Below are 23,666 nucleotides of genomic sequence, written 5' to 3'. Positions count from 1 at the left end.
AGGAGTCAGATCATGCCGCTTTTCGAGAGATCCGAGTTTCTGTCGCGCCTTCGGCTGGTCAAGCGCGCGATGGCCGACCGGGACATCGACCTGTTGCTGGTCGCGTCACCGGCCAACCAGAACTGGCTGACCGGATATGACGGATGGTCGTTCTACACGCCGCAGATGGTCATTGTCGCCGCGGATCTGGATGAACCGGTCTGGATCGGCCGCAAGATGGATGCGGTCGGCGCGAAATTCACCGCCTATCTTGCCGCCGAGAATGTCGTCCCCTATCCCGACCGGTTCGTCGGATCGGACAGTCTTCACCCGATGGACTTCGTGGCCGACACGCTGATCGCGATGGGGCTGGAGAAGGGCCGCATCGGGGTTGAAACCGATGATTACTACTACACCGCGCGTTGGGACCACATCCTGCGCGCGCGTCTGGACAAGGCCCGCTTCGAGGACGCCTTTCTCCTGGTGAACCGCTGCCGCATGGTAAAGTCGGAGCGGGAGCTGACCTACATGCGCCAGGCCGGGCAGATCGCGACCGCGGCGCAACGGGCCGCCTTCGAGGCCGCGGAACCGGGCGTGCGCCAATGCGACGTCATGGCCGAGGTCTATCGCGTGACGACTTCGGGGCTGCCGGAATTCGGCGGCACCTTTCCCTGCAAGCCGCCAAACGCGATGGCAAACGAGATGTGTTCGGCCCCGCATCTTTCCTGGACGGACGATCCGCTGGCCGAGGGCGACATCTTCTACATCGAGCTTGGCGGCGTTCGGCACCGATATCACAGCCCCCTGTCGCGCTGCATCTATCTTGGCACGCCGCCCGACGAGCTCGGGCGCCTGTCGGACGTCATCGCCGAGGGGCTGGAGGCTGTCCTGGCCGCCGTCCGTCCCGGCGCCACATGCGGCGAACTGGCCGAGGCCTGGCAGCGCGTGATCACCAGGCACGGCGTCGAGAAGGACAGCCGGATCGGCTATCCCGTCGGACTGGGCTATCCGCCCACCTGGGGCGAGCTGACGGCCAGTCTGCGCATCGGGGACATGACCGTTCTCGAGGCCGGGATGACCTTTCACTGCATCCCCTCGATCTGGCGCGAGAGCTATGGCATGACCATTTCCGAAACCTTCGCGGTCACCGGGACAGGCGCCGAGTGTTTCGCGCAATCGCCCCGCCGATTGCTGGTGAAGCAATGATGCCGCCCCCGATGATACCCCCAGGGGCCGCGCCAAGCCGGGAACCGGCGCTGGCGGGCCGGGATGGCTGCGGATTTCAGGTTGACGCATCCGGGCGCGCGGTCTTCAAATGTCCCGCAGCATTCGCGCAACGGGAATGGTGCCCCGCGAAAGTGCAGCGGGACGGGGCACGGGCCGGCACGGCAACGCGAGGTTCTTGGTGATGTCGGACGAACCCATGCGACCCAGCACCGGCCCGAAGGACGACGCAGACGAAGACAATCCGGACCGCCCGGAGGTCATCGTCCGGGCCGGCCCCGATCTTCTTCAGCGCGTCACCGGCTTCGATCTGTGGCATCTGCGGCTGCCCGTCGTCTCGCGGCGCGATCACGGTCTTGGCGCGGTGTCGGGGTCGTGCGAAAGCGTCATCCTGCGCCTGACGGCCGAGGGCGGCGAACGAGGCTACGGCGAAGCCGCCACCTGGGCGCCGTTCACCGGCTCTGCCGAGGCAGGCTTTGCCGCGCTGGACCGCTATATCCGCCCGCATGTCCTGGATCGGCCGGTGGGTCATGTGGGCGCGATCATGGCCGATGCCGCGGGCGCGGTCGCCCATGCCACGGAAGCCAAGGCCGCGCTTGAAACCGCGCTGCTCGATCTTTGCGCGCGGATCGCCGGCGTGCCGGTCTGGGCGCTGCTGGGCGGAAAGTGCCGCGATACGATCCCCTTGTCCTGCTCGCTTGCGGACCCGGATTTCGAGGCCGATCTGGCGCTCGTGGACCGGCTGGCCGCGGACGGCGTGGGCATCGTGAAGCTGAAGGCCGGCGTGCGCGGGCATCGCTTTGACATGATGCGGCTGGAGCGGATCCGCGCCGATCATCCCGACATCGAGATCCGGGTGGACTTCAACCAGGGGCTGGGCCCGGAAGACGCCGTGGCGCGGGTCCGCGATGTCGCGAAAATGGCGCCGGGCTTCATCGAGCAACCGGTGCGCGCCGGCCAGTTCACCCTGATGGCGCGGATCCGCGATGCGATCGACGTGCCGCTGCTGGCCGATGAAAGCGTCTTTGGCCCCGAGGACATGCTGCGGGCCGTCCGCGAAGGCATCTGCGACGGGGTTTCCGTCAAGATCATGAAGGCCGGCGGCCTTTCGCGCGCCCGGCAGAAGGCCGAGATGGCGGCAGCATCGGGTTTGACGGCCTATGGCGGCGACATGTTCGAGACCGGACTGGCCCATCTGGCCGGGGCGCACATGATCGCCGCCACCCCCGCCATCACGCTGGGCTGCGAATTCTATCAGGCGCATTACTACCTGAGGCAGGACATTCTCGACGGACCCTTTCCCCTGCGGGACGGTGCCGTCGTGGTGCCGGATGCGCCCGGGCTGGGCATGTCGCCTTCGGCCGAAATCCTGGAACGATTCGCCCTGCGATCCAGCATCGGCCGCGCCGCATGACGCAGGGCACGCGTCATATCATCGTTGTCGGCGCAGGCATCGTCGGCGTCTCGGCCGCGATCTGGCTTCGTCGCGACGGGCATGAGGTCACGCTCGTGGATCGTGCCGGACCCGGAGAAGGCACCAGCTTCGGCAATGGCGGTGTGCTTGCGGCCTGTGCCGTCGTTCCGGTGACCGTTCCGGGCCTGCTGCGCAAGGCCCCGCACATGCTGTTCCATCCCGAACAACCCCTGTTTCTGAAATGGCGCCATGTGCCCAGGCTTCTGCCCTGGCTTCGCCGATATATGGGCCATGCCAACGATCCGGACGTGCGCCGCATCGCCCGCGCGCTGACACCGATCCTCGGCGCCAGCCTGTCGGACCATCAGGAACTGGCCGCGGGAACCCCGGCCCGGCACCGGATCACCCCATGTGACTATCTCTATGCCTACAGGGATCGCAGGCATTTCGAGGCCGACGCATTCGGCTGGGGCATCCGTGCGGCGAACGGCTTTGCCTGGGACGAGCTGGAAGGCCGCGCGCTGCGGGATTTCGACCCGGCTCTGTCCGAGGATCTGGGCTTTGCCGTGCGTCTGCCGGGTCACGGCCGCATAACCGACCCGGGCCGCTACGTGAAGGACCTGGCGGCCCATTTCCAATCCCTCGGCGGGCGCGTCCTGAGGGCTGATGTCAGCGACATCGTGCAAGAGAACGGGCGCGTGACCGGTCTGCGCGCCACAGGCGAAATCCTGCCCTGCGATACGGCGGTCTTCTGCACCGGCGCATGGTCGCGCCCGCTGGCCCGCAAGCTGGGCATCGACGTTCCGCTGGAAAGCGAACGCGGCTATCACGTCGAGTTCGTCGCGCCGAACATGGCGCCGAAGGCACCGGTCATGGTAGCCTCGGGAAAATTCGTGGCGACGCCGATGGAGGGGCGGCTGCGGGTCGCGGGCACGGTGGAATTCGGCGGACTGGAGCCGCCTGCGTCCCGGGCGCCCCTTGCCCTGCTGAGGCGGCAGGCCGTCGCGGCCTTTCCCGGCCTTGCCGCGCAGGAAACGCGCGAATGGATGGGGCACCGTCCGGCACCGGCCGATTCCATTCCGATCATCGGCGCGTCGCCGACCGTCAGCGGCGCCTATCTCGGCTTTGGTCACCACCATGTCGGACTGACCGGTGGGCCAAAAACCGGCCGTCTGCTGGCCCAGCTTATCTCGGGCAGGCGGCCCGATATCGACATGGGCCCTTACTCTCCGGCACGTTTCGCGATGGCCGGAAACGCACGACAGGACTGAAACTATAGAAAAAGCAGGGAGATCGACATGACTAAACTGACCACGCTTCTTGCCGCGACCGCACTTGCCGGCGTCGCGGCCCCCGGTTTCGCGGAAGTCTGGGACATGCCACTGGCCTATTCCGCGACCAACTACCACTCGGTGACGGCCGAACAATTCGGCAATTGCGTGACGACCGGGACGGGTGGCGAAATCGAGATCAAGACGCATCCCTCGGGCTCGCTCTTTGCGGGCAACGACATCAAGCGCGCCGTCCAGACCGGCCAGGTTCCGATCGGAGAGCGCCTGTTGTCGGCGCACGAGAATGAAAATCCGCTGTTCGGCGTCGATTCCATTCCGTTTCTCGCCACCTCCTTCGATCAGGCCGCCGATCTGTGGACAGCCGCGAAACCGGCGCTGACCGAGTTGCTGGCCAAGCAGAACATGACCCTGGTCTATTCGGTGCCGTGGCCGCCGCAGGGTCTCTATTTCAAGAACGAGACGAAATCGATCGCCGACATGAAGGGGGTCAAGTTCCGGTCCTACAGCAACGCGACCGCGCGGCTGGCCGAACTGACGGGCATGCTTCCGGTCCAGATCGAGGCCGCCGAGATCAGTCAGGCCTTCGCCACCGGCGTGGCGGATGCGATGATTTCCTCCGGCGCGACCGGCTACGACCGCAAGGTCTGGGAAAGCCTGAACTATTTCTACGAGGTGGACGCCTGGCTGCCGCGCAACTACGTCCTGATCAACTCGGACGTCTGGGCCAAGACCTCCGAGGCGAACAGGAACGTGATCAACGCCTGTGGCGCGCTGGCGGAATATGCGGGAACCTGGCGCGCGAAGGAATACACCCAGTTCACGCTGAACGGGCTGCGCGAGGGCGGCATGACGGTAGAGCCGGCAAGCGATCAGATGAAGGCGGAACTGAAGGACATCGGGGCAACCATGACCTCGGAATGGCTCGAGACGGCGGGCGAACCCGGTCAGGCCATCGTGGACAAGTTCCGGGCCATGCAAAAGTGATCCTTTCGCCGGACGGCCTTCGCCGTCGTCCGGCGCTTCCGTGGCCTCTTGCACCTGGACGGGGGAATGATCGTGGGAAAGTTGCGCGGCGTCAGAACGGTTTGCGATGCAATCTACAATCTGGCGGGGGGCGTTGCCGCATTGTGCCTGATCGGCATTCTCGCCTTGATCGTGGCCCAGATGGCCGCCCGCTGGACCGGCGGCGTCCTGATCGGCGCGACCGCCTATGCCGGATACATGATGGCCGCGGCAAGCTTTCTGGCCTTTGCCTATGCCCTGAATCACGGCGCGCATATCCGCGTCTCCATCGTGCTGAACGCCGTTCCCCGGAAGGTTCGCAGATGGCTTGACGTCTGGTGCTTTGCGATCGGCGCGGCGGTCATGTGGTATTTCGTCTGGTATGGATGGCGCTTCGTCTACTGGTCCTGGAAGTTCGGGGATGTCAGCCAGGGACAGGATGCCACCCCCCTCTGGATTCCCCAGAGCGCGATGCTGCTTGGTGCCGTCATCCTGGCCATCGCCCTGACCGATCACCTGATCCACGTCATCGCCACCGGCAAGCACCGGATCAGGCAGAATCTTTCCGACCAGAGCTTCGGAGAGTAGCGCGATGGAAAACCTCTACATCATCATCCTGTTTCTCTTTGTCCTGTTCACGCTTCTGGGCAGCGGCGTCTGGGTCGGGCTCGCGCTCATGGGGGTCGCCTGGGTGGGCATGGAGCTGTTCACCTCGCGTCCGGTCGGCGATGTGATGCTGACCACGATCTGGACGGCCTCGTCATCCTGGACCCTCACCGCGCTGCCGCTGTTCATCTGGATGGGAGAGATCCTCTACCGGACCCGATTGTCGGAAGACATGTTCCGCGGGCTCTCGCCCTGGATGGCGGGGCTGCCGGGCGGGCTTGTCCATACCAACATCGTCGGCTGCGCGGTCTTCGCCGCGGTGTCCGGCTCATCGGCCGCGACACTGACCACCGTCGGCAAGATGTCCATCCCCGAACTGCGCAGCCGCAATTATCCGGAATCGATGGTGATCGGCACGCTGGCCGGGGCGGCGACGCTGGGCCTGATGATCCCGCCCTCGCTGACGCTGATCGTCTATGGCGTCACGATCAACGAAAGTATATCGAAGCTGTTCTTCGCGGGTGTCCTGCCAGGGCTGGTGCTGGCCCTGCTGTTCATGGCCTATGTGGCGATCCGTTCGCAAACCTCGCGCCACTGGACCCCGCGCGAGGACGCGCCGATGTCGTTTCGCGACCGCGTGGTGAATTCACGCTTCCTGCTGCCGGTCATCTGTCTGATCCTGGTGGTCATCGGCTCGATGTATCTGGGTTTCGCCACCGCGACCGAGGCCGCCGCCTTCGGCGTTCTTGGCGGCCTGACCCTTGCCGCGCTTCAGCGATCGCTGACGTGGAAAAGCTTTACCGAAAGCCTTCTGGGGGCCACGCGCACATCGGCGATGATCGCGCTGATCCTTGCGGGTGCCGCGTTCCTGTCGCTTGCCATGGGCTTTACCGGGCTGCCGCGCGGGCTGGCCAACCTGATCGCGGGCTGGAACCTGTCGCGCTTCGAACTTCTCATGGTGCTGCTGGTGTTCTATATCATCCTGGGCATGTTCCTGGACGGGATCTCCTCGGTGGTGCTGACCATGGCCGTGGTCGAGCCCATGGTCAGGGATGCCGGGATCGACATGATCTGGTTCGGCATCTTCATCGTCGTGGTCGTCGAGATGGCGCAGATCACGCCGCCGATCGGGTTCAACCTGTTCGTGCTGCAAGGCATGACGGGCCACGAGATGAGCTTCATTTCCAAGGCGGCGTTCCCGATGTTCCTGCTGATGGTTCTGATGGTCTTCGTCCTGATCCTCTTTCCCGACCTCGCCACCTGGCTGCCCGACAATATCCGATCGGCTCCACGCGGGTGAATGCCGGATGCGGCCCGTCTGCCGCGCAACCGCGATTCCGGCGCTGTTTCGGCCGCGTCTTGTGATACCGTTCCTCTGGTGTTGCCGGCCTTGAAGGGAGACTCGTCGTTGTTCAGCCGGATCAAGCCCAGTTCGTGGACCGCGGACCAGCGGTCGCCCGATGGTTCGGCGCCGATCCGGGTCGAATTATGGACCGCGAAATCGCTGTTCGAAGCCGGCAGGGAACTGGCGGCGACGCGGTTTCCGGAATTCAACGATGCGCCGGCCGCCCCGATCCGGCGGCTGACCGACAATCAGGATGCGATCCGGACGAACTATCTTGATACCGTCATGGCGGCAGAACGCGACGAACTGATCACGCCGGCGGCGGAATGGCTGATCGACAATTACCACATGGTCGAAGAGAACCTGCGCCAGCTGCGCCAGGGTTTCGGACGCTCGTTCCTGCGCCATCAGCGGAAAGTGGCGCTGTCCGGGGGCGGACAGGCGCCGCGCAGTCTGCTGATCGCGTGGTATTTCGTCGCGCTGACCAATTCCGAGGTCAAGGCCGACGACCTGTCCGACTTTCTTCGCGGTTTCCAGTCGGTCTCGACGCTGGATATCGCCGAGCTATGGGCCGTCCCGACCTTTCTGCGCTATGTTCTGGTCGAAAATCTTCGCCGGATGTCCGACCGGGTGGTGACAGCGCGCCGGTACCGCAATACCGCCAACGCCATCGCCGATCTGGTCGCAAGCGATCCCGACAACATCTCGGCCATCGTCGAGGGCCGGGGCGAATTGATCTTCCGGGATACCGTCGCGGTCCAGTTGCTGTATCGCCTTCGCGAGGGCACCGCGGACGCGCAGGCGGCGCTGGCGGCGCTGGAACGGCGATGGGGCGGACAGCCGGCGCTGGAACGCGCGGTGCAGCGGGAATACGCCCAGCAATCGGCCGGCAACGTCACCGTCGGCAACGTCATCAGCAGCCTGCGCCGGATGGGGGATATCGACTGGCTGACATGGTTCGAGGGCGTCAGCCATGTCGACAGGATGCTGGTCGGGGATTCCGAATTCGTCCGCCTGGACCAGGCAACCCGCGCGGCCTATCGATCCGCGGTCGAGCGGACGGCGCGCCGATCCAGGCTGAGCGAGACAGAGGTCGCCCGGCTGGCGCTGGAGACCGCTGCCGGCGATTCCGAAGGTGCCGCCGATCGGGGCATCCTCCGGGAGCCGCGGCTGGACGGGCGCGTCGAGGTCGGGCACCTGCTGGTCGGCGAGGACCGGTTCCGGCTGCAGCGGCTGGCAGGGTGCCGCAGGACAGCCTACGAAATGCTGGGCATCTTGATACGCCGGCTTGGATGGTTGTCGCTGCAACTGCCCTTGCTGGTCCTGACCGTCCTGCTGTTGGCGGTGATGACCTGGACGATCCCCGCCGGCCTGCCCCGGTGGCAGGTCGGCTTGCTGCTGGCGCTGGCGCTGGTCCCGGCCAGCGAGACCGCGATGCAGGCCCTGGCATTTCTGGCGGCGCGATGGCTGGCGCCGCGTTGCCTTGCGGGCTATGATTTCCGGACCGGCCTTCCCGCCGAGGCGAGGACGCTGGTCGTCATCCCCTGCATGATCACCAGCATGGACGCCATCGACGAACTGGCGGACACGCTGGAATCGCATTACCTTGCCAATCCGCAGACCGAGATATTCTTCGCGCTTCTCAGCGACTGGGCCGACGCCGATGCCGAAACGCTTCCGCGTGATCAGGCGCTGCTGGATCACGCCCGCCAGCGCATCGACGCGCTGGCCGAACATTACAACCACGGCGGGGTCCGGCGCTTTTTCCTGCTGCATCGGCGCCGTCAGTGGAGTGCGACGGACCGCGTCTGGATGGGCTGGGAACGCAAGCGCGGAAAGCTGACCGAGCTGAACATGCTGCTGCGCGGTCAGACCGGGACCAGCTTTCTGGCGACCGGCCCGACCCCGCCCGAGGGGGTGCGCTATGTGGTGACGCTGGACAGTGACACCCGATTGCCACGCGACACCGTCGCGGCCCTGGCCGGCAAGATGGCCCATCCGGTCAACCTTCCGGTCAGCGACGAGAAGGGTCTGGTGATCCGGGGCCATGCGATCATGCAGCCGCGGGTCACGCCCTCCCTGACGACCGGGGCCGAAGCCTCGGTCTTCCAGCGCGCATTTTCCGCGAACCGGGGGCTTGATCCCTATGTGTTCGCCGTCTCGGATCTTTACCAGGATCTGTTCGGTCAGGGCAGCTTCACCGGCAAGGGCATCTACGACGTCGATGCGTTTCAGGCGGCGATGACCGCCCGCGTGCCCGAAAACGCCATTCTCAGCCACGACCTGCTGGAAGGCAGCCTGGCCCGCGCGGCGCTGGTATCGGATATCGAGGTGGTCGAGAATTTCCCCACCCGCTACGCGAACGAGGCAAGCCGCCAGCATCGCTGGATGCGCGGCGACTGGCAGTTGCTGCCGCTGATCGTCACGCCGGGAAACGGACTGAACGGGCTGGCGCGGTTCAAGATGCTGGACAATCTTCGCCGGTCCCTGGTCGCGCCGGGCTGGCTTGCGACTTCGGTCGCGGGCTGGCTGCTGCTGCCGGGATCGGCGGCGGCGCTGTGGCAATTGGCGCTGATCCTGCTGATGGTGCTGGTGCCGATCCTTCAGATCGATACCAACGTCCTTCGGCGCCAGTATGGCGTGTCATGGGGGTATCACATCCACCAGGTGCTGCGCGACGCCCGCATCTCGTTCACCCAGTTCGGGCTGCGGCTGACCACGGTCGCGGATCGGGCCTGGTCGACGGCGGACGCCATCTTCCGGACCTTGTGGCGGCTGGCCGTCAGCAGGCGCAACCTGCTGGAATGGACGCCATCGCAGCTGATCGGCGACAGGGACGACCCCCGGCTTGCGGCCGAATATCGCCGGATGATCGCGTCTCCCCTGATCGGCGGCGGCGCGATCCTGGCCTCTGTGGCGGTCAATCCATCCGCCCTTCCGGTCGCGGTGATTTTCGCCGCGCTGTGGATCGCCGCGCCCTGGATCACCTTTCGCGCCTCGCGGTCGCTGGAAACGGTCGACCAGTTGCAGATCTCGGCCGAGGACAAGGCCGAGTTGCGGCGCATCGCCCGCCGCATCTGGCGCTATTTCGACGAATTCGTCGACCAGACGACCAACCATCTGCCGCCCGACAATTATCAGGAACTGCCAGCCCCGAAACTGGCCGAACGCACCTCGCCGACCAATATCGGGCTGTATCTCATGTCGGTCATGTCGGCGCATGATTTCGGCTGGATCGGCCTGGACACGGCGCTGAAACGGATCGAGGCCACCATCGCCACGCTTGAACGGATGCAGCGGTTTCGCGGGCATTTCTTCAACTGGTATGACACCAGAACGCTGTCGGTGCTGCCCGCGCCCTATCTGTCTTCGGTCGACAGCGGCAATCTTGCCGGGATGCTGATCGCGCTGTCCTCCGGTCTGCGGGGCTGGGCGGCGCACGCGCCTTCGGTGCGCGTGCCCGCCACGGCGGGGCTGCGCGACACGCTGGACATCCTGCGCGCCGAGCTGGAGCTGCTGCGCGACGATCGCCGTGCGCTGCGCGACCTGCACGGCGCGATGAGCGAGGCGATCGACGGCTATGCCCGGTCGGTGGCGCACAGCCTGCCCGGATCGCTGGCCGATCCGGTCGCGGCCGGGCAGTTGATCAGCCGCGCCGCGACCATCCGGCGACTGGCGGGCGATCTGCACGCGGCGACCCCGCGCGGCGACGCGGCCGAGATCCTGGCCTGGTCCACGGCATTGGTGCGCGACACCGCCGATGTCCTGAACCCGGTCACAACCCGGCCCGAGGCGCTGGACAAGTTCGTCCTGCAGACCCGGCTTCTGGCCGAGCGGGCGCGCAACCTTGCCTTCGGGATGGATTTCAGCCTGTTCGTCGATCGCGAAAAGTCGCTGATGTCGATCGGCTATCGCACCGATGCGCAGGCGCTTGACGGCAGCCGCTATGACCTGCTGGCCTCGGAGGCGCGGCTGACCAGTTTCCTGGCCATCGCCAAGGGCGATCTGGGCAAGGAACATTGGTCGCGTCTGGGCCGGCCCTTCGCGATGGTCGGCCATCGCGGCGCGCTTCTGTCCTGGTCGGGCAGCATGTTCGAATACCTGATGCCGCCGCTGCTGCTGAAGGAACGTCAGGGCGGCATCCTCAACCTCGCCGACAAGATGGCGGTCGCGATCCAGATGGAATGGGGGCGGTCGCACGGCCTGCCCTGGGGCATCTCGGAAAGCGCGTTCAACGCCCGCGACCGGGACATGAACTATCAATATTACGCCTTCGGCGTTCCCAACCTGGCGCTGAAGCGTTCGGGCGGCGATTACGTGGTGGCGCCCTATGCCTCGATCCTGGCGGCACAGATCGACCCGCAGGCGGCGATCAGGAACCTGGCCGCGCTGCGCGAACTGGGCGCCGAGGGCCGCTTCGGGTTCTATGACGCGGTCGATTTCTCGCCACGCCGCCAGCGCGAGGGCGCCAATCACAGCGTCGTGAAGAACGTCATGGCCCATCATCACGGCATGTCGATGCTGGCGATCGGAAACGCCGTTCTCGACGGCATTCATCGCGAAAGGTTCCACGCCGATCCGGTCGTGCGCGCATCAGAATTGCTGCTGCAGGAAAAGTCGCCGCGCGACATCACGCCGGTGACGCGCGCGACCACGGCTTTCGGACCGGGGCGGGATACGCTGCTGAGCAGCGGCGATACCCTGACCGTGGTCAGCGATCCGGGCCGGGCCGAACGCGAGGTGGCCCTGATGTCGACCGGCGCCTTCACCATGTTCGTGTCCTCGACCGGCGCCGGGCGCGCCATGCTGGGCAATATCGCCCTGAACCGGTGGTCCGCCGATCCGACCCGGGACGATGGCGGTATCCATCTGCTCATGCGCGACATCCAGTCGGGGGAATGGTGGTCGGCGACCCACGCCCCGTGCAGCGGGGCCGACGAACGCAGCACGGTGATCTTTTCCGATCACAAGGCCGAATTCTTCAAGACCGCCAACGCGATCGAAAGCCGGCTGGAAATCATCGCGGCGACCGAAGGCAATGCCGACGGACGCCGCCTGACCCTGCGCAACCTGTCGGGGCGCGACCGGACCATCGAGGTGACCTCGTATGGCGAGATCGTGCTGGACGATCCGGCCTCGGACCGGGCCCATCCCGCCTTTTCCAAGATGTTCGTCGAAACCGAGATCCGCGACGAGGGCGCGCTGATCATGGCGCGGCGCCGGCCCCGCGATCCGCGCGGCCAGTCGCTGTATATGGCCCATCTGGTGACCGGGCCGGATGGTGCGCTGACCCCGGCCGCCGAGGCCGAAACCGACCGGCGCGCCTTTCTTGGCCGCGGTCGCAGCCTGGCCGACGCCGCCGCGATGAAGAGCGGCGCAACCCTGTCGGGGCGCCAGGGCCATACGCTGGATCCGATCTTCGCCATTCGCAGGCATATCCGCGTGCCGGCCGGAAAATCCGCCTCGATCACCTTCTGGACGCTGATCGCCGACAGCGCCGAGGACTGCGCCCGGCTGGCCACCCATTTTACCCGCCCCGGCTGTTTCGAACACGAGTTGCGGCTGGCATGGACCTATTCGCAGGTCCAGCTGCGCCATCTCGGGGTTTCGCTGGATGAGGCGAAGCTGTACCGGCAATTCGCAAGCCTGCTGATCTGGCCCGATCTGCGTCTTGCCGCGACGCCGCAGCGGCGCCGGGACATCGGCCGGCAGAACGAATTGTGGCCGATGGGAATTTCAGGCGATGTTCCGATCCTGCTGCTGCGGATCGACAACGAGGCCGATCTTCCGATCATCCGAAATGCCATGCGCATGCATACCTTCCTGCAAAGCCGGGGCGTCTTGCATGATCTGGTGATCCTCAACGAACGCCCGACCAGCTATGCCCAGGATCTGCAGCACGGAATTCAGACCCTGGTCGATGCCGCCGTCCACGCGGCCGGCCAGTCCGGCCCCCATCATGCCCATGCCGTGCGTCGCGATCAGATAAGCCAGGGCAGCTTCGACACGCTGATATCGGCGGCGCGGATCATGCTGCACACCCGCAACGGCAAGCTTTTCGAACAATTGGCGCGGCTGCGCGAGACGCCGCCGGCTCCGGCGCGCCTTCGGGGCTGTGGCGAACGCCGGCGCGACGATCCCCGGCCAAGGCCTGCGTCCCGATCGCAGCTGGAATTCTGGAACGGATTTGGCGGGTTCGCATCCGACGGTCGCGAATATGTGCTGCGCATCACCCATGACCGGCAGACCCCCCATCCCTGGATCAACGTGATCGCGCGTGACGATTTCGGCTTCCACGTCTCGGCCGAAGGGGCGTCCTACACATGGGCGGTCAATTCTCGCGATTACCGGATCACGCCCTGGACGAACGATCCGGTCATCAATGCGCCGGGCGAGACGATCCTTGTCCACGACCCCGAGACCGGCTGCGTCGCCAGCCCCTTCCTGGCCACGTCCGAGCCGGGCGACGCGGTCTTCGAGGCGGCGCATGGTCTGGGATATTCGCGCTTTACCGCCGATTATGGCTGGGTCGTGGTCGAGGCGGTGATGACGCTGGCCCGCGACGTTCCGGCGCGGCTGACCCGGCTGCGGGTCACCAACCGGACCAGGCGACACCTGCGGCTGCGCGGCGTCGCCTATGCCCAGCTTGTCCTTGGCACCGACGCGGCGGTTGCGGGCCCGATGGTCCGGACCGGCTTTGATACCGGGCTTGCGGCCGCCATCGGGCGCAATCCCTATTCGGCGGATTTCGCCGATCGGATCACCGCGCTGGCCTGCGATCGCGAGGTGGACGCCCATTGCGGTTCCCGGACTGCCTTTCTGGGCCGCGAGGGCGCGATTTCCTATCCGGCGGCGCTGGAATCATGGCCCCGTCCTGCCGCGCAGGGCGGCGGCGGCGCGCAAGACGTCGAGGCGGCGGGCGATCCCTGCGCCGCCATCCGCTGGCCGCTGTCCGTGGCGCCGGGCGAGACCGCCGAGACCACGCTGATCCTGGCCAATGGCGACGCCGAAACGCTGCCCCGGGTGCTTGCCGCCGCGCGCAGCCCCGGCGCGTTCGATGCGGCGATGAACGCCGCGCGGGACGAATGGGACAGCGTTCTGGGAACGCTGCAGATCGACACGCCGGACGACAAGCTGAACCTGCTGGTCAACACCTGGCTTCCCTATCAGGCGCTGGCCTGCCGGATCCGGGCGCGGACCGCCTTTTACCAGGCATCGGGGGCGTTCGGGTTCCGCGACCAGTTGCAGGATACCAGCGCGCTGATCCTGCAGGATCCGTCCCTGTGTCGCAGGCAGATCCTGAAAGCGGCCGGGCGCCAGTTCACCAGCGGCGATGTGCAGCATTGGTGGCTGCCCCGAACGGGCGCCGGTGTGCGCACGACGATCTCGGACGATGTGGTCTGGCTGGGCCATGTGACCGCGCTTTATATTGCCGCGACAGGGGACCGCGCGATCCTGGACGAGCCGGTGGAGTACCTTTCGGGCCCCGAACTGGAGCAGGGCGAACATGACCGCTTCTTCGTGCCCGATTCCTCCGGCCTGCGGTCCCCGCTCTATGACCATTGTGCCAGGGCGCTGGATCTGGCGGTCGCGCGCACCGGCCGCAACGGATTGCCGCTGATCCTGGGCGGCGACTGGAATGACGGCATGAACCGCGTCGGCGAGGCCGGCCAGGGCGAAAGCGTCTGGCTGGGCTGGTTCCTGTGCGCCACCATCGATGCCTTCGCGCCGCTGGCCGAGGCGCGCGGCGACGCGGCGCGTGCGGCGGCATGGTCGGCGCATCGCCAATCGGTCGCGGCGGCGCTGGACAAGGCCGGCTGGGATGGCGCCTGGTATCGGCGCGGCTATTTCGACGATGGCACGCCGCTGGGATCCGCCGACAGCGACGAATGCCGCATCGACAGCATTGCCCAAAGCTGGGCGCTGATCTCGGGCGCGGGGCGCGAGGATCGCGCGCAGCAGGGTGTCGCCCAGGCGTTGTCGCATCTGTTCGACCGCGAGGCGCGGATCATGCGGCTGTTCACGCCGGCCTTCCGCGACACGCCGCGCGAGCCGGGCTATATCAAGTCCTATCCGCCCGGCGTCCGCGAGAATGGCGGGCAATATACCCATGCGGCGGCCTGGATGGTCTATGCGCTGGCGCTGTCGGGCGACGGCAACCGCGCCCATGGGCTGTTCGACGCGCTGAACCCGATCACGCATTCGCACGACCCGAGCGCCGCCGAGGTCTATCGCGTCGAACCCTATGTCGTCGCCGCCGATGTCTACGGCGCGCGCGACAAGCTGGGTCGCGGGGGCTGGACCTGGTATACCGGATCGGCTGGCTGGATGTATCGCGCGGCGGTCGAGGGAATTCTGGGCATTGCCCGCAGGCCCGGCGGTTTCGCGGTCGATCCGCGCCTGCCCGACGAATGGCCGGGCTATGAGGCGACCCTGTGCCTTGACGGCAAGACCCGCCGCATCGCCGTCGATCGCGACGGCGAGGATGGCGAGCTGCGGATCCGTGTCGATGGCACCGGTGTCGCGGCCGGCGCAACAATCGGCTGAGCCGGCGAGGCCCGATCAGCGCCGGCAATCCGGCGCGCGCGCAAGGCCGTCGCGGCCGGCCAGCCAGCCGGGCGGCGCGGTCGGGGGCATGTCCGGCCGCCGGAACCGCCGCCTTGCGTGCCACCTGCATCGAGTGCGACGATCGCCCCATCCTGCGCGTCGCGGTGGCCCGGTCTACGCCGTGGCGGCGGTCAGCCCCTGATCCAGGTCGGCGATGATGTCTTTCAGATCCTCGATGCCGATGGATAACCGCACCACATCCGGGTCCGCGCCTGCGCTGATCTGCTGATCCTCGCTCAGTTGGCGGTGCGTGGTCGAGGCGGGGTGGATGATCAGGCTGCGCGTGTCGCCCAGATTGGCCACATGGCTGAACAGCCTGAGGCTGTCGACCAGTCGGACGCAGGCATCATAGCCGCCCCTGACCGACATGGTAAACAGCGCCCCCGCGCCCCTGGGCACGATCCGCTGCGCCCGTTCATGCGACGGGGATGACGGAAGTCCCGCATAATTGACGCTTTCGATCCGGGGATCCCTGTCCAGCCATTCGGCCACCGCCATGGCGTTCCTCACGTGCCGTTCCATGCGCAGGCCCAGCGTCTCGATTCCCATCAGCGTGTAATGGGCGCCTTGCGGGTTCATCGTCATGCCCAGGTCGCGCAGGCCGACGGCGATCGAGTGAAAGGTGAAGGCCATCGGCCCCAGGGCCTTGTGGAATGTCAGGCCGTGATAGGCACTTTCCGGCTGCGACAGCGACGGGAACCTGTCGGACGCGGACCAGTCGAAATTGCCGGAATCGACAAGGATTCCGCCCGTCACGGTCCCGTTTCCGGTCAGATATTTCGTCGCGGAATGCACGACCAGCGTGGCCCCGTGGTCGATCGGCCGGCACAGCCAGGGCGTGGCCGTGGTGTTGTCGACGATCAGCGGAATGCCCGCCTCCTCGGCGATCCGGGCCATCGCGTCCAGATCGGTGACATAGCCGCCGGGATTGGCGATGGTTTCGCAGAACAGCGCGCGGGTCTTGTCGTCGATGGCGGCCTTGATCGCGTCCAGATCGTCGGTATCGACGAAGCTGGCGGTCCACCCGAACCGGCGGATGGACTGGCCGAACTGGGTGATGGTGCCACCATAGAGCCGCGAGGAGGCCACGATATTGCAGCCCGGCCCCATCAGCGGAAACAGCGCCATGATCTGGGCGGCATGTCCCGACGAACAGCCGACGCCGCCGACCGCGCCCTCCAGCGCGGCCACGCGCGCGACCAGGGCGGCCACGGTCGGGTTGGTCAGGCGCGAATAGATGTAGCCCTGTTCCTCGAGATTGAACAGGCGCGCCGCGTGATCGGCGTTTTTGAACACGTAGGAGGTGGTCTGATAGATGGGAACCTGCCTTGCACCCGTGGCCGGATCCGGTTCGGCCCCCGCGTGAACGGCCAATGTGTCAAAGCCAGGGGATGTATCGGTCATGAAGGGGTTTCCTGTCGGTCGCGGAACGGGGCAGGGCGCGCTGGCATTTCCGGAACCTTGTGCCGGAGAATGGCAGCGGCGGGGCCTGATTTCCCTTGATTAAAGCAAAAGCAACCGGGGGAGGCAAACGGTTTGGCGGCCGGCCGCGGGAATTGGCGTCGTCGCTGGCGCCAGCCCTGCGCGGCAAGGGAACCGGGCCCCTGTCCGGGCGTTCAATACGACACGATTCGTCGCCCTCGGCCGGTCATGCCGGCCAAGGGCCCCGCAGGAGCAGACCCGCCGACCCCGCAGCGGCCTTGAATCCGTCACGGTTTCACGTCCACGGTTTCGGCCAACCCAAGCGCAGGCAATTTTAGGGAGCCTACCTCACCATGAAAACCAATCTCGTTCTTGCGGCTGTCGGACTGGCGGGCGCGCTGGCCAGCCCCGCCTTGGCCAATATCACCGTCTCGTCGAAGATCGACACCGAGGGCGGACTTCTTGGCAATATCATCGCGCTGGCGCTGGAGGATGCGGGACTGCCGGTCGAACGGCGGCTGCAACTGGGCGGCACGCAGGTCGTGCGCGAGGCTTTGCTGGCGGGTCAGATCGACATCTATCCCGAATATACCGGCAACGCCGCCTTCTTCTTCAACGAGGCCGACAGCGATGTCTGGAAAAGCCCCGAGGCCGCCCATGCCCGCGCGGCAGAACTGGACGCGGCTGAAAACCAGGTGATCTGGCTGGACGCGGCGCCCGCCAACAACACCTGGGCCATCGCGGTGACGGGCCCGGTGGCCGAGCAGAACGGCCTGGCCACGATGACCGATTTCGGCGCCTGGGTCGCCGGCGGCGGTGACGTCAAGCTGGCCGCCTCGACCGAGTTCGTGTCATCGCCCGCGGTGCTGCCCGCGATGCAGAAGACCTATGGTTTCGAATTGTCGCCCGATCAGACGGTGATCCTGTCGGGCGGCGATACTGCTGCGACGATTCAGGCCGCGGCACGGGGCACGTCGGGCGTGAACGCGGCGATGGTCTATGGCACCGATGGCGGCGTCGGGGCGACCGGGCTTGTGGTGATGGAGGACGACAAGGGCGTGCAGCCCGTCTATCAGCCCACGCCCATCGTCCGCGAAGAGGTGCTGGGCGAATACCCGGCCATCGCGGATGTCCTGAACCCGATCTTCAGCGGCCTTGATCTGAAGACGCTGCAGGAGCTGAACGGCCGCATCCAGGTCGGCGGAGAGCCTGCCGAGGCCGTGGCGCGCGATTACCTGACCCGGACCGGAGTGCTGGACTGATCCGCGCCGCGACACAGACGCGCGTCGGCTGGCCGGCGCTGTCGGCGCCGGGGCTTCTGTTCATGGTGCTTGGACTGGGCGCGTTCCTGGCGCCTTTCATGACGCTGGCGGCCAACCGTATCGTGGCCGGCGAGGGGGTTCCGATCTGGCAATCGGCCGGGCCGGGCGTGACGCTGCCGGGCCTGGCCGCGCTGTCGGCGGGGCTGGCGCTTGGCGTGCTGCAGATCCGCCCGGTCCTTCGCCTGCTGGGCGCCGCGTTGGGGCTTGCGGCGCTGCCCTGGCTTTTGTCGCAGGGCGCCGCCACGCTGCTGGCGGGCGCGGGCCAATACGCGCGCGTCTCGCCCGGTGCCGGATTCTGGTCGCTGCTGGTCATCCTGGCGCTTCTGGCGGCGGACGCGCTGAACGGCCTTTCACCGGGCCCGCTGGCACGGGCGGGCCTGCTTGCCGCGGTTCTGGCTTTGCTGGCGCTGCTGCTTGGATCGGGGGCATTGTCGGACCTGTCGGTGATGCAGGAATATGCCAGCCGGCAGGGCGCGTTCCGCGATGCGGCGCTGCGCCATCTTGGCCTTGCGTTCGGTTCGCTGGCGGCGGCGGCGGTGATCGGCCTGCCGCTGGGCCTGGCATGTTACCGTCGCGCCAGGCTGCGCGCCGCCCTGCTGCCGGTGCTGAGCTTCTTGCAGACCATCCCTTCGCTGGCGATGTTCGGGATCATGATCCCGCTGCTGGGCTGGGTCGGCGACAGCGTGCCGGGTGCGCGCGCGATGGGCATTGCCGGCATCGGCTTTGCCCCCGCGTTTCTGGCGCTTGTGCTGTATTCGCTGCTGCCCGTCGTCGCCAATACCGTCGCGGGCCTGCAAAGCACTCCGCCAGCCGCGCAAGAGGCGGCGCGCGGCATGGGCATGACGGAACGGCAGCGCCTTCTTCGGATCGACCTGCCGCTTGGCCTGCCGGTCATCCTTGCCGGGATGCGGATCGTGCTGTTGCAGAATATCGGCCTTGCGGTGATCGCCGGGCTGATCGGCGGCGGCGGCTTTGGCACCTTTGTCTTCCAGGGCCTGAACCAGACCGCAACCGACCTGATTCTGCTGGGCGCGCTGCCCACCGTCGCCCTGGCGCTCGTGGCGGCGATCGTGATGGACATCCTGGTCGAACTGGCCCGACCGATACCGGAGGGCAGATCATGATCGAAATCGACCGGATCACCAAACTCTATGACGGGCGCCCGGCGGTGGATTCCGTCTCGATGACGGTCGAGGAAGCCACGATCACCGTCATCGTGGGCACGTCGGGATCCGGCAAGACCACGCTGCTGCGCATGATCAACCGGCTGGTCGAGCCCAGCTCGGGCGAGGTCCGGATCAATGGCGAGCCTACGTCCAGCCTGCACAAACACGTGCTGCGGCGGCGCATCGGCTATGCCATTCAGGGTCACGGATTGTTCCCGCATCACACCGTCGCGCGCAATATCGGCGCGGTGCCCGAATTGCTGGGCTGGCCCCGCCAGAAGATCAGCGCCCGCGTGGACGAATTGCTGAACCTGTTCTCGATGGAGCCGGCCCGGTTCCGCGACCGCTTTCCCTATGAATTGTCCGGCGGGCAGCAGCAGCGGGTGGGCGTTGCGCGGGCCCTGGCCTCGCGTCCCGATCTGATGCTGATGGACGAACCCTTCGGGGCGCTGGATCCGATCATCCGGGCGCGCGCGCAGCAGGATCTGCGCCGCATCCAGCAGGCCCTGGGATCGACCATCATGCTGGTCACGCATGACATGGAAGAGGCGATCCATCTGGGCGACAGGATCGCGGTGATGGACAAGGGCCGCCTTGTCCAGCACGGCACGCCGGCGCAGATCATCCGGCAGCCGGCGACGGATTTCGTGGCGGAAATGGTCGGCGGCGTCGAACGTCCGCTGCGCCTGCTGTCGCTGATCCCGGTCTCCGATGTGGTCGAGAACGGATCCGCCGAGGGCGAGGCCGTGGCGGCGGAGACCAGCCTGCGCGACGCGCTGGCGATCTGCCTGTGGACCGGCCGCGAGGCGCTGCCGGTGACCCGCGACGGGGCCGGCCAGCAGAGGGTCACACTGGACGCGATCCGTGCGCGGGCCGAAGGCCGGACATGAGGTGGCAGAACCTCTTGCGGGGGGCGCTGATCGCGCTGCTTCTGGCCCTGGTCCTGCGTCCGGTCTGGTTCACGCCGGTCTTCGCGCCCTTCGCGCCCGAGGGCGGGCCGGTCATCTACGATCGCTCGTCGCTGCTGTCGCTGTCGCTGAGCCATCTGGGTCTCGTGGCGCTGGCATCCACGGCGGCGACGCTGGTTTCGGTGATGCTGGCGATCCTGGTCACGCGGCCGGCGGGGGCGGCCTTCCGTCCCCTGTCGCGCACCATCACCAACATGGGCCAGACATTCCCGCCCGTCGCGGTTCTGGCGCTGGCGGTGCCCTCGCTTGGCTTCGGCGCCGGGCCGACGGTCGTGGCGCTGTTCCTTTATGGCCTGCTGCCGATCTTCGAGAACGCCATGACCGGGCTTCTGACCCTGCCGCCCGCCACGATGGAGGCCGCGCGCGGGATCGGCCTCAACCGCCGGCAACGGCTGGTCCGGGTGGAATTGCCGCTGGCGCTGCCGGTCATCCTGACGGGCATCCGGCTGTCGGTGGTCATCTCTCTTGGCACGGCCACGATCGGCTCGACCGTCGCGGCCAGGACCCTGGGCGAGGTGATCATCTCGGGGCTGCTGACGAACAACACCGCCTATGTGTTGCAGGGCGGGCTGATCGTGGGGTTGTTCGCGGTGCTGATCTATGACGCGATGGTTCAACTGGAAACCCGCCTGTCGCGGCGAAGGGCGCGATAGGCGGGACCACCATCCGCATCGCCAGCGCCGGGTCTACCCGACACGGGTCCGCGACAGCCGGTGCCGCGCGATGCGGACGGCGGCGAATGTGGCAAGGATGCTGACGATGACGAACCCGGCCAGGGCCGTCACGGGATAGGACAGGGCATCGGGCGGCGGATCGAAGATGCCCGACAGAAGCTTGACCAGCATGTCGGCCGCGGCGACGCCGATCGCCGCGCCGATGACGGCGCCGGGAACGAGGATGATCAGCGCCTCGCTCCACAGAAATCCCGCGACCTCGGATCCCGACGCGCCGAGCGCCAAGAGAATGGCCGCCGCCCGGCGACGCTCGGCAAAGCCCAGATACAGCAGCATTCCCGTCGCCGCCGCCAGCAGCAGGACCGCGAAGGCGATCTCGACATTGGTCAGCCGGCCAAGATCGACGGCGGTCAGGCTGGAGGCGATGATGTGGAACGCGGATTGAAGATCCGAGACCTTGTAGCCCGAGGCCGGCCCCAGGGTGTTGCGGATATCGGCGGCCAGCGTTCCGGGATCGGTCTTGCCCCGGATCAGCAGAACCTCGTGGCCGGGGGTGCCGGTCTGCGCGGCGATGTAGGCCGCGTTGGCGACCAGAAAGGAATCCTTGGGTGCGGTCGGAAATTCCAGCGCGACGCCCACGAAGGTGAACGGAATCGCCTTGTATTGGTGGGTGGTGGCATCCTGAAGCCGCAGGTTCACGGTATCGCCAAGCGCGAGCTGAAAATCGTTCACGGTTTCCTGCGACACCAGAACGCCGTCCGGTGTCGCGGCCAGCGCCTTCAGCGTGGCCGCCGCATCGCGATTGGCGAAATAGGCGTCGACGATCGACGTGGCATCTGTGATCGTGGCGGGGTCGATGCCGTAGATGTCCTGCAGGTCGTTGCCGACATAGGCGAAGCGATGCTGCATCGGCACGGTCGCCGCGACGCCGGGAAGGGCCGCGACCTTTGTCACCACCGGCTCGACCGGCGTCGAGGTCGACCCGGTCACCGTCACATCCGCCCCGTTGGTCAGCAGGGCATCGACCCGGGTCTGGCCGTTATAGGTGAGGTTGAAGATCGCGATGGCGAAGGCGAAGGAAAAGGCAAGCGATACCAGCGCGATCCCGCCCGCAAGCCGCCGGTTCTGCCGCGACAGGCTGGCGGCGATGCTGGGCGCCGTGCCCGAGGCCAGACCGCTGCGGCCGATCATCGTCGCCAGGCCGCCCGAAGACCGGCCGATCAGCCACGAGGTCAGCCGGATCGTCAGCAGCACCGCCCCGGTCCAGAACAGCAGCGGCGACAGGAAGGCGGTGTAATCGACGGCGGTGGCCGTGACCCCTTCCGGAGCCAACACGACCTGGTAGTTGGAGCTTGCCGATCGCAGGAAGATGACGGCGGCGGCGGCCAGGCAGATCACGTCCAGCCACAGCCGCTGCCACAGCGGCACCTTGCCCCTGGTGAAATAGCTCCGGCCGCCGACGATGGTCTGGTCGCGCAAGCGGGACAGGGCGGGCAGCAGACCGCAGAGAAGGGCGATCGCGAAACCGCCGAGCCCGGCCAGACCGATCCAGGCCAGGGCGGCAGGCGCCAGCGCCGCGCCGCCGAACTGGACGACCGCCAGCGCCAGGGCGGCCAGCGCGCCGAAGACAGCGGCCCCGACCGCGCCGAGCGTTTCTTCAGACGCGACGAGCCGCAGGATCGACCCCCGGTCCAGTCCGCGCATCCGCAGCAGCGCCTCGCTGCGGCCCTTGCTTTCACGGTCCGCCGACAACAGCGACACGGTCAGCAGGATCGCCAGCATCGCCGCCGGCAGGCCGAGGAACAGGAAGATGACGCGGGCATAGATCGCGTCGCCCCGCACCGCATCCAGCCGCGCGCCCAGATTGTCGCCGACCAGCGCGGCGCCCGCGATCCCGGCCTCGAAATTGCGGGCGCTGCGGGCCTCCTGGATATAGGCCTGATCGGGCTGGCGGGGCAGCGCGGCATGGGTGAACCCGGCATGGAACTGCGTGGTCGTCCGGGCCGGATCGGCCGCGAACAGGCTGGTCCACTGAGCCATCGGCAGGATGACGACGTTGTCGGGCGGGGCGGTCGGCCCGGCCCCGGCGGGGGCGCCGACGGTCTGGAACAGCGCGTCGGCATTGGGAAGTTCGACGATCCCGGCGATCGTCACCGGAACGTCGCCGCCGGCGGCCTTGACAATGATGGTGTCGCCGATCCCGGCATGCAGGTTCGCGGCCGTCTGCTGGGCCAGAAGCGGGCCGTCATAGCGGCCCAGAAGCAGGCGCATCTGTTCCGGGAAATCCGTCCGGTAGCCGGGATCCAGCCCCAGCACCTTGGCCGCCCCGGTGGTCTGGACCGTGCCGCCCGTATTCGCGCTGAGCGCCGAGACATCGCCATAGCCGACCTTCTGCACCCTGCGAAGGTCGGGCAGGGCGGCCAGCGCCGCCCCGATCCCGGCATTGTCCGTTCCGGGCCTGGGCTGGACCTGCCAGTCCACGACGACCTGCGACACCGCCCGATCGGTCATCGTCGAGGCGCTGATGACCGAGAAGACGCCGATCAGCGCGACCAGGGTGATGGCGATCGCGACGCCCGAATAGGCCAGGGCGATCTGCACGAGGCGGTGCTTGAGCACGCCTTTGATCCATAGCGGGAACATAT

At 67.0% G+C, this 23,666-nt stretch carries 13 protein-coding genes; 11 read left to right on the top strand and 2 right to left on the bottom strand.

From position 1 onward, the window contains the following. Positions 1–12: 12 nt before the first annotated feature. From B4L36_RS04210 to B4L36_RS04180, 7 genes are all read left to right on the top strand, one after another. Positions 13–1,185: a M24 family metallopeptidase gene (locus B4L36_RS04210; protein WP_292952846.1), complete on the top strand. Its 1,173-nt coding sequence runs from the start codon at positions 13–15 to the stop codon at positions 1,183–1,185. 202 nt (positions 1,186–1,387) lie between these two features. Beyond that, positions 1,388–2,617, top strand: a complete 1,230-nt coding sequence (locus tag B4L36_RS04205; protein WP_292952843.1) for an enolase C-terminal domain-like protein — start codon at positions 1,388–1,390, stop codon at positions 2,615–2,617. After that, positions 2,614–3,888, top strand: a complete 1,275-nt coding sequence (locus B4L36_RS04200; protein WP_292952840.1) for an NAD(P)/FAD-dependent oxidoreductase — start codon at positions 2,614–2,616, stop codon at positions 3,886–3,888. Before B4L36_RS04205 ends, B4L36_RS04200 begins: the two co-directional genes overlap by 4 nt. Positions 3,889–3,915: 27 nt before the next feature. Next, positions 3,916–4,893, top strand: coding sequence for a TRAP transporter substrate-binding protein (locus B4L36_RS04195; RefSeq protein ID WP_292952838.1), 978 nt, complete (start codon positions 3,916–3,918; stop codon positions 4,891–4,893). A gap of 66 nt (positions 4,894–4,959) precedes the next feature. Continuing rightward, a complete protein-coding gene (locus B4L36_RS04190) occupies positions 4,960–5,499 on the top strand; it encodes a TRAP transporter small permease (protein ID WP_292952835.1) in 540 nt (179 codons plus the stop codon). Between the two features lie 4 nt (positions 5,500–5,503). Beyond that, the gene (locus B4L36_RS04185; RefSeq protein WP_292952832.1) at positions 5,504–6,817 is read left to right on the top strand and encodes a TRAP transporter large permease; all 1,314 of its coding nucleotides are present in this window, start codon (positions 5,504–5,506) and stop codon (positions 6,815–6,817) included. A gap of 108 nt (positions 6,818–6,925) precedes the next feature. After that, the gene (locus tag B4L36_RS04180; RefSeq protein WP_292952829.1) at positions 6,926–15,409 is read left to right on the top strand and encodes a GH36-type glycosyl hydrolase domain-containing protein; all 8,484 of its coding nucleotides are present in this window, start codon (positions 6,926–6,928) and stop codon (positions 15,407–15,409) included. Between the two features lie 174 nt (positions 15,410–15,583). Here B4L36_RS04180 and B4L36_RS04175 read toward each other — a convergent pair whose 3' ends face one another. Next, positions 15,584–16,873: an O-acetylhomoserine aminocarboxypropyltransferase/cysteine synthase family protein gene (locus tag B4L36_RS04175; RefSeq protein ID WP_292952826.1), complete on the bottom strand. Its 1,290-nt coding sequence runs from the start codon at positions 16,871–16,873 to the stop codon at positions 15,584–15,586. Positions 16,874–17,244: 371 nt separating this feature from the next. Between B4L36_RS04175 and osmF the strand changes: the two genes are divergently transcribed. The 4 genes from osmF (at position 17,245) to B4L36_RS04155 (ending at position 21,000) form a co-directional block, all read left to right on the top strand. Then, complete coding sequence (gene osmF, locus B4L36_RS04170; RefSeq protein ID WP_292952823.1) at positions 17,245–18,153, top strand: glycine betaine ABC transporter substrate-binding protein OsmF; 909 nt, start codon at positions 17,245–17,247, stop codon at positions 18,151–18,153. Between the two features lie 62 nt (positions 18,154–18,215). After that, positions 18,216–19,337, top strand: a complete 1,122-nt coding sequence (locus B4L36_RS04165; RefSeq protein ID WP_292952820.1) for an ABC transporter permease — start codon at positions 18,216–18,218, stop codon at positions 19,335–19,337. Beyond that, positions 19,334–20,269 (top strand): ABC transporter ATP-binding protein, encoded by a 936-nt coding sequence (locus B4L36_RS04160; protein ID WP_292952817.1) that lies wholly within the window; start codon positions 19,334–19,336, stop codon positions 20,267–20,269. The genes B4L36_RS04165 and B4L36_RS04160 overlap by 4 nt, the downstream gene beginning before the upstream one ends. Next, complete coding sequence (locus tag B4L36_RS04155) at positions 20,266–21,000, top strand: ABC transporter permease (RefSeq protein ID WP_292952814.1); 735 nt, start codon at positions 20,266–20,268, stop codon at positions 20,998–21,000. Before B4L36_RS04160 ends, B4L36_RS04155 begins: the two co-directional genes overlap by 4 nt. Before the next feature lie 33 nt (positions 21,001–21,033). Here the strand turns inward: B4L36_RS04155 and B4L36_RS04150 are convergent, their stop codons facing one another. Then, complete coding sequence (locus B4L36_RS04150; protein ID WP_292952811.1) at positions 21,034–23,664, bottom strand: FtsX-like permease family protein; 2,631 nt, start codon at positions 23,662–23,664, stop codon at positions 21,034–21,036. Positions 23,665–23,666: the final 2 nt, after the last annotated feature.

The sequence above is a fragment of the Paracoccus sp. UBA889 genome (assembly GCA_002294185.1).
Taxonomy (GTDB): domain Bacteria; phylum Pseudomonadota; class Alphaproteobacteria; order Rhodobacterales; family Rhodobacteraceae; genus Paracoccus.
This window is presented reverse-complemented; position numbering and strand designations above follow the sequence as displayed.